The sequence below is a fragment of the Candidatus Methanodesulfokora washburnensis genome, from assembly GCF_003947435.1.
In the GTDB taxonomy this organism is placed as follows: domain Archaea; phylum Korarchaeota; class Korarchaeia; order Korarchaeales; family Korarchaeaceae; genus Methanodesulfokora; species Methanodesulfokora washburnensis.
Genome location: NZ_RCOS01000038.1, coordinates 1 through 6,104, shown reverse-complemented (window position 1 = coordinate 6,104; position 6,104 = coordinate 1). Strand labels below are relative to the sequence as shown.

The window sequence follows — 6,104 nt, the reverse complement described above, 5'->3', positions numbered from 1 at the left end:
TTCATAGATCCAGCATGACGAGGGACGAGATGTTAAATATCCTGTATGGTATAGTTGGTGCTGAGGTAGTCTGCTGGCTTGTGGACTCACATGACAGAGTTGTCTTCGACAAAGTGCTGTTGAGCGACCTAGTAAAAGGGTTAGGCGGCCTTTTCGTGCTCTACGAGTCATACAAGGGCAAGGTGCCTGCAAAGTGGGATCTTGCAGCAACAGTGTTTGCACTTGAGCTTTTAGTTGAGGAGCTTAAGAAGAGAATATTACCAATGATAAAATTATCAGAACCTGTAGCACTTGAGTATTACCCATCATTACAGCCAATAACTGAGGAGGAGAAGAAACCCTTCGCAGGAGTTACCTTCAGCTGAAATCACCACCTTATAAAGGACAGCAACCTCCTGAAAAGCTCTCTCTCGCTTACTCCACGTTCTGAGTATCTTCTTTTGGCTAGATTCCATACTGCTTTATCCTCAGGATAGCACTCTATAACGACAAAACTCTCCTCCCTTTCTTTTTTTATGTAGAGATCCATTAGAGCATTTAGTGCCTGCTCATAATTGTCAAATGAGGAGGCTATCTTCCTGAACTTTTTATGGGTATCTGGGGAACATCTTATCCTCAGGGTTCTGTCCTTCACAATAGGATATCCACCATCACTATATAAATTTGTTTGGTGTGTACCTTGTGCTACAATTGTTTATATACCTTAGCTGGATATGAGCTCACGGTGAGAAGATGCCCACGACAGTATCCTTTAAGGAATTTGTTAGGGATGTGCGTGAAGCCGGTGTTGATTTCTACGCACCGGGAATAGACAACATAACATACGAAGTTCTCTCAGCAGAGGAAATAAAGGCAGTTGAGCTTGCAATAAAGATGCTTGCAAACCATGCCAGAGCTATAGCACCTCAGATTGCAGTTGAGATTGAGAGACAGGCTCCAGCGGTTTACAAGATGGCAGCAGTGGCTAAAGCTAAGTTTCCGGGCATGAAGAACATAAGCTTTCCAGCAACAGGAACCGGATCTATAGGTATCTCTCCACTGTTCCCACAGGCTATTAAGTACACTGGTACTCCAAGCCCATCTCTTCCGGCATACACTTCATACACAAGCAATACATGGGACATAACATTCACAGCAAACACAGCAGCATACTTATTTGGAGATGGGACAAACTGGTACAAGGCTAATCCAACTGATGGACAGAGAGCTTTGCTGGTGATACTCCAGAACGGTGTTTTAGAAATAGGAAGCACTCCAAAGATAACACAGATGAGGATAAAGACTGACAAATCTCAGAAGTATGGTATGTTTGGAGTATCTCCATTATCAACAATACCTCTTGAGTCAGGAAAGAAAATACACATATATCCAACACCGGGAGTTGTACCAATATTCCATGACGTGGGAATAATGTGGTCCGTGCTTCCTGCAAGAAGCGGTACATCAACAATGCCTCTGCTTGGCTTCGTGTTCGCAGAGGGAGACTTCCTAGCCGATATAAAGACAATATAAGGTGGTTGAATGCCTTTCAAGAAGACCTCTGAGGAAAAAGTTGAGGAAGCTGTGTACACTATGCCTGCAACGCTTGCAGTAACATCTGAGCTTCCCATATATGTTTCCTTTGCAGATGGCAAGAAGCTATATATACATGAAATATCTCTGACAAACTCTGGGACAGCAGCTGCTGATGTATCTGCTACAGTGAACACAAATCTTGAGCTTGTCCTAGCGGTGATAGCAGTTGTACCTGAGGACAAGAACGCAACAGGATTCTATGTCTCCTCGGTATCTGCAAACTCATACACTATAACTGCGGTATCTGTTGCAGCCGGTGCAACTACAAAGGCTATAGTGGCTGCTTTGGGCTTCTGAAGAAGCCTCCACATCCCCTCTCTACTTTTTTGTTTTTAGGAACTTTTTTATATTCTACCCATCTATATTTAGGGGTGAGAGCTGATGGTGGAGTTTGTGGATGAGAACGAGATTCTGGTAGTTTATATACCTGCAACAAAGAGTTTTATACCTTTTAGAGTGAAGTCCATTGCAAATAAGGGATTTGAGGAGATAAACTACGGGGCTTTGCCGATAAAATCTGGAACCACACTATACACGTATGATGGTACAACAACAACTGTTCCTGCTGATGGAGTTCTTCCAGCTAGGGCATACACTCTATCGGGTATACTGTTCCCTCCGACATCTGATATAACAACACTGTTTGACACAACAGATATGTGGTACACAAACGAGGACTATGCCACAAGGCTCTTTCATGTGGTGCTTAGGACAACACCTGCATTTCTGAGGACAGATGTTCAGGTGCCTGTTGGTGTTATACAGAGGTTCTTCCAGAAGGCAAACGCATCAGTTGGAGTCGATAAGACATTTGGTTTCAAGAGAGGTGAGGTTGAGACGGTGATATTTCCAAAGATACACTATGGATGGAGGTTCGGAAATGACACAAACATGAGCGTTTACACATTTGCAAAATTCATATACAGGGAGTATGAGGTTGAGATAGTGAAAGATCCTGACACCATATTCAACATAGGAGTTTACAGGTTCCCGGCAAAGTGGAAGACCGCACCGATAATGGCTTGGGATTACTCTATAAAGCAGGCATTCGAGACAGTTTACGGCTTCTCAGGATATCCGATACATACAGTATATGAGAGAGATCAGGCAATAGCTGAATACAGGAATTTGGTTAGGGAGGTGAAAATATGAGGGAGATCCTGACCGTATTCGGGAAGACGGATGGTAGCTCAACAACTGGTGATTTCTCCCTTAACGGAGACCTGCTGTACAGTGCCGTTACAACAATAAGAATACCTGCCGGAGTGAGGGTGAAGATATGGGCTAAGAGGATATCAGGAAGGCCTGTTACAGTGATAGTAAACTATTCACCAGATATAACAGTTGGATCACCTAGCTGGAAATCTGTGGACTCAGAGTATCTTGTATCAGATGGAGAGATAAGCCTAGAGAAGAGGAGACCACTTGTGCTTAGGGGGCTAACTGGAAAGGAAGGGTTCAAGCTGTCTTGGTCTCAGGGCATAGCGGGTATATCAAATATATCATTTGACATAGAGTTCACGGATGAGGAGTGATAGCATGAGCGAGGTAAATAAGAAGCTTGATAAAATAATAAAGAAGCTTGAAATGTGGGAGAGAAGGCTGATAACAGACAAAGATATTGCAGATGGTGCTATAACTCCTATAAAGACAAACTCACTTGGAGTTCACTGGGTAAGAACAGCCTCACCGACACCGGGTGTCAGCGGTGCATATGGAACGGCTGTGGCATTAGTTGCTCCAGTAAACAAATCGATAGTTCCTTTATCTGTATCATTAACTTGGGGAGGAACCTTTGGCACAGGGGAGACAGTTACAATAAGGCTTACAGCGAAGTTCTCGGATGGGACATCAGCAAACATAACAAAGTCAGCAACTGCAACTGGTACTGTCCTCTTAAACCCAGCTGACTTGCAGGGTCTTATGAAGGATAGGGTTTACATAAAGGAGATAGATGTCGATTCCTCATCAAGTGCAGCATACACATCCGTAACAACAAGTGCCACGATATATGGTCTTCAGCTGTAGAGGTGGTTGAATGGAAGATCCCCCAAGAAAGCCTGACGGGAGGGAAATCATAGACTTCATAATGAGGTGCAGGATGGATGAAGGCATACCGATGCTGAAGCATGAATTTGCAGGCAAACCAGTATGGGGCGAGAGAAGTCTCCTTTTAATTTGCTGGGGCGGTAGAAACGGAGTTACGTCTGAAATAGTCGATGAAGTTCCTGAGGATATGCTAAAAGTGGTAAAGGAGGAGAAAGGAGTCTGGAGGAAAATATTGGAGAAGTATGCACCTGATAAATTGGAGGAAGCTGAGTCCTACGGTATATACATAAAGGGCTATAAGCTTCCGAGGAAGAGGTGATATGATGATAGTCGGAGAGGAGGAGAAGATAGAGGAGGCATATGCTAAGGCTCTGGCAAGGGAGCTTGGAAAAACAAGGCTATCAATAAACTTCCTTGAGCTTTTCACAGCACTCTTTGCGCTTGGAAAGGCTGACTGGTTTGGGATAACAACCAAATGGACGATTCCTCCATACAGCGTGCTTGTCATAAACGATTATGCACCTCCCGGTGAGGTTGCGGTTCCTTTTGCGGTTAAGCTATCGCCAAGTGTAGATTTTGCTCTAATGTACTACCTTTACATAGATGATAAGCTCAGGTATATGGACACATCCGTTTACACGGCAACCTACTCGACCTATTTCAACTTTCTACAGGTTGGTGCCCTGTTTGCAGGAAGAAAGGAGACCAGAAAGATAGTGAACACGACATCAAGCAGCGTTGACCTGATTGAATTTGTCACATATGCGAGGATACCTGAGCAGATATGGGACAGGATTATTAGGAAGTACTTCTCCACTTTATCTGAGGAGGTGGGAATATAGAGAGGCTCTGTCAGAATCCACAGTGCGGTGCTCACATAGTTGTTGAGGGGAAAAATGTTAAAATAGAGAAGAACCTGATGAATCCCCTCTGTGATGAGTGCCAGAAGTGGTTAAAGGAGGTGATAGGATGAGCGAAAAAGAACTAATAGAGATGTTGAGAAGGGAGATAAGGAGGGCTATACTAGTATATGTGCTGTTCTGGTCTATAGTCGTGATAGGTATAGTGTTCTTCCACTACTGTATCATTAAAGGGATGTGCTTCATCTTTCTGAGGTGATGTGATGGGCATTCTGGAGCGGATAAAAAGCTTTAGAAGACCGAAAGTCATAACATATGAGATAGCCCCTGAAACACTGAAGAAGATAATTCAAGATGCAATACAGAAAGCCGCACCAAACATAACACTATCGCAGAACTTAGCATCGATAAGTGGTACATCCCTAACAGGAAGGGATTGGTCACAAGATCTAGCTAAATTGCAGAACCTAGACACAGCATTGTCAAGCAGAGCATCAGAATCAACACTATCAGCAATCGCCGGTGCGTTGGCGTCCAAGGCGACTGACAAGCTTAGAGTAAGCGTTGTAGACGCTCTGCCTAGAAGCCCCTTCACACCATATGATAGTGCTGGAAACGAGCTCTCAGGCTACATTAAGAACCTTGATACAGCGTTGAGCGCTGTGAAGGCGTCAATAGACAACATCAACATCGCCAAGGTCTCGGGCACAGCTCTCACTGCTAGGGACTGGTCTCAGGATTTCGCAAAGCTACAGAATCTGGACACGATGCTATCCAGTAGAGCTTCAGAAGCGACGTTAAGTGGGATTAAAGCCCAGACAGACAAGCTACAGTTCGACGCGAGCAACAACCTCAAAATTGTTGTCCAGAACCTCCCGACGGACTACTTCAAGGCCGGGCAGTCCATTGGTGAATCGCCCTTCAACTTAACTAAAATTGGTGGGACGGCCCTTACCGCTAGGGATTGGAGCGGGGACTTAGCCAAGCTTCAAAACCTTGACGTGGCTCTTTCATCAAGGGCAAGCGAAACAACACTTTCAGGCATTAAGTCGCAGACGGATAAGCTGACCTTCGATGCCTCAAATAGGTTGGCTATTCAAAACCCACCGAACATGGATGTAACACTATCGGTGTTGGCAATACTCCAAAGGTTTGGGAGAAACATATCTCTTAGCTGGGTGGATGGTGGTGAAGTGACAGCTCCTGCCGCAGGGACAGCTCTAGTAAGTCGGACAGTCACGACAGGTAAGTCAGGTTACATATACGGTTTCTTCATATCGGCCGGTGAGGCAAATAATTTCAAGATAAACTGGACCTCAGGAACAGTGGCTAAGAGCAGGAGGATAGTGTTTACCAGTGCGGGGACGTTACAGTATGTTGATTTTATAGCAATAAATGAAGGTGTTCCCGCTGATGGTGGTTCTTCTATCACGATAACTAACGTTAATGCTGGATCGACCGGTATAGTTTATCAAGCTTGTTTGTTATATGGGGAGGTGTGATAGATGGGCGGGTTTTCGACAGTTGGTGGTGGTGGAGTTACTAAGTTATCCCAGCTGGCGATAGACGTAAGTAAGGACTGGGCCGGTTATCTAATCAAAAACCTAGGTGCTCCCGTGG

Annotated in this window: 11 protein-coding genes; 10 read left to right on the top strand and 1 reads right to left on the bottom strand. The window is 44.6% G+C overall.

The window, feature by feature from the left end; translation table 11 throughout:
• Positions 1-365 (top strand): hypothetical protein (locus tag D6D85_RS16005; protein ID WP_161969646.1); only part of this gene is annotated, 365 nt, incomplete at its 5' end.
• A gap of 2 nt (positions 366-367) precedes the next feature.
• Here the strand turns inward: D6D85_RS16005 and D6D85_RS02740 are convergent.
• Complete coding sequence (locus D6D85_RS02740; protein ID WP_125670551.1) at positions 368-634, bottom strand: hypothetical protein; 267 nt, start codon at positions 632-634, stop codon at positions 368-370.
• A gap of 98 nt (positions 635-732) precedes the next feature.
• Between D6D85_RS02740 and D6D85_RS02735 the strand changes: the two genes are divergently transcribed.
• The 9 genes from D6D85_RS02735 (at position 733) to D6D85_RS02700 (ending at position 5,986) form a co-directional block, all read left to right on the top strand.
• Positions 733-1,512 carry a hypothetical protein gene (locus tag D6D85_RS02735; protein WP_125670550.1) on the top strand — a complete coding sequence of 260 codons (780 nt, stop codon included), beginning with the start codon at positions 733-735 and terminating at the stop codon, positions 1,510-1,512.
• 9 nt (positions 1,513-1,521) lie between these two features.
• A complete protein-coding gene (locus D6D85_RS02730) occupies positions 1,522-1,872 on the top strand; it encodes a hypothetical protein (protein WP_125670549.1) in 351 nt (116 codons plus the stop codon).
• Between the two features lie 84 nt (positions 1,873-1,956).
• Positions 1,957-2,727, top strand: a complete 771-nt coding sequence (locus D6D85_RS02725) for a hypothetical protein (RefSeq protein WP_125670548.1) — start codon at positions 1,957-1,959, stop codon at positions 2,725-2,727.
• Positions 2,724-3,110 (top strand): hypothetical protein, encoded by a 387-nt coding sequence (locus D6D85_RS02720; protein ID WP_125670547.1) that lies wholly within the window; start codon positions 2,724-2,726, stop codon positions 3,108-3,110. The genes D6D85_RS02725 and D6D85_RS02720 overlap by 4 nt, the downstream gene beginning before the upstream one ends.
• A 4-nt stretch (positions 3,111-3,114) precedes the next feature.
• The gene (locus D6D85_RS02715; RefSeq protein WP_125670546.1) at positions 3,115-3,603 is read left to right on the top strand and encodes a hypothetical protein; all 489 of its coding nucleotides are present in this window, start codon (positions 3,115-3,117) and stop codon (positions 3,601-3,603) included.
• Between the two features lie 10 nt (positions 3,604-3,613).
• A complete protein-coding gene (locus D6D85_RS02710; protein WP_125670545.1) occupies positions 3,614-3,943 on the top strand; it encodes a hypothetical protein in 330 nt (109 codons plus the stop codon).
• 4 nt (positions 3,944-3,947) lie between these two features.
• A complete protein-coding gene (locus D6D85_RS02705) occupies positions 3,948-4,466 on the top strand; it encodes a hypothetical protein (protein ID WP_125670544.1) in 519 nt (172 codons plus the stop codon).
• A 127-nt stretch (positions 4,467-4,593) separates the two neighbouring features.
• Complete coding sequence (locus D6D85_RS16000) at positions 4,594-4,743, top strand: hypothetical protein (protein WP_161969645.1); 150 nt, start codon at positions 4,594-4,596, stop codon at positions 4,741-4,743.
• Positions 4,744-4,747: 4 nt separating this feature from the next.
• Complete coding sequence (locus D6D85_RS02700; protein ID WP_125670543.1) at positions 4,748-5,986, top strand: hypothetical protein; 1,239 nt, start codon at positions 4,748-4,750, stop codon at positions 5,984-5,986.
• Positions 5,987-6,104: the final 118 nt, after the last annotated feature.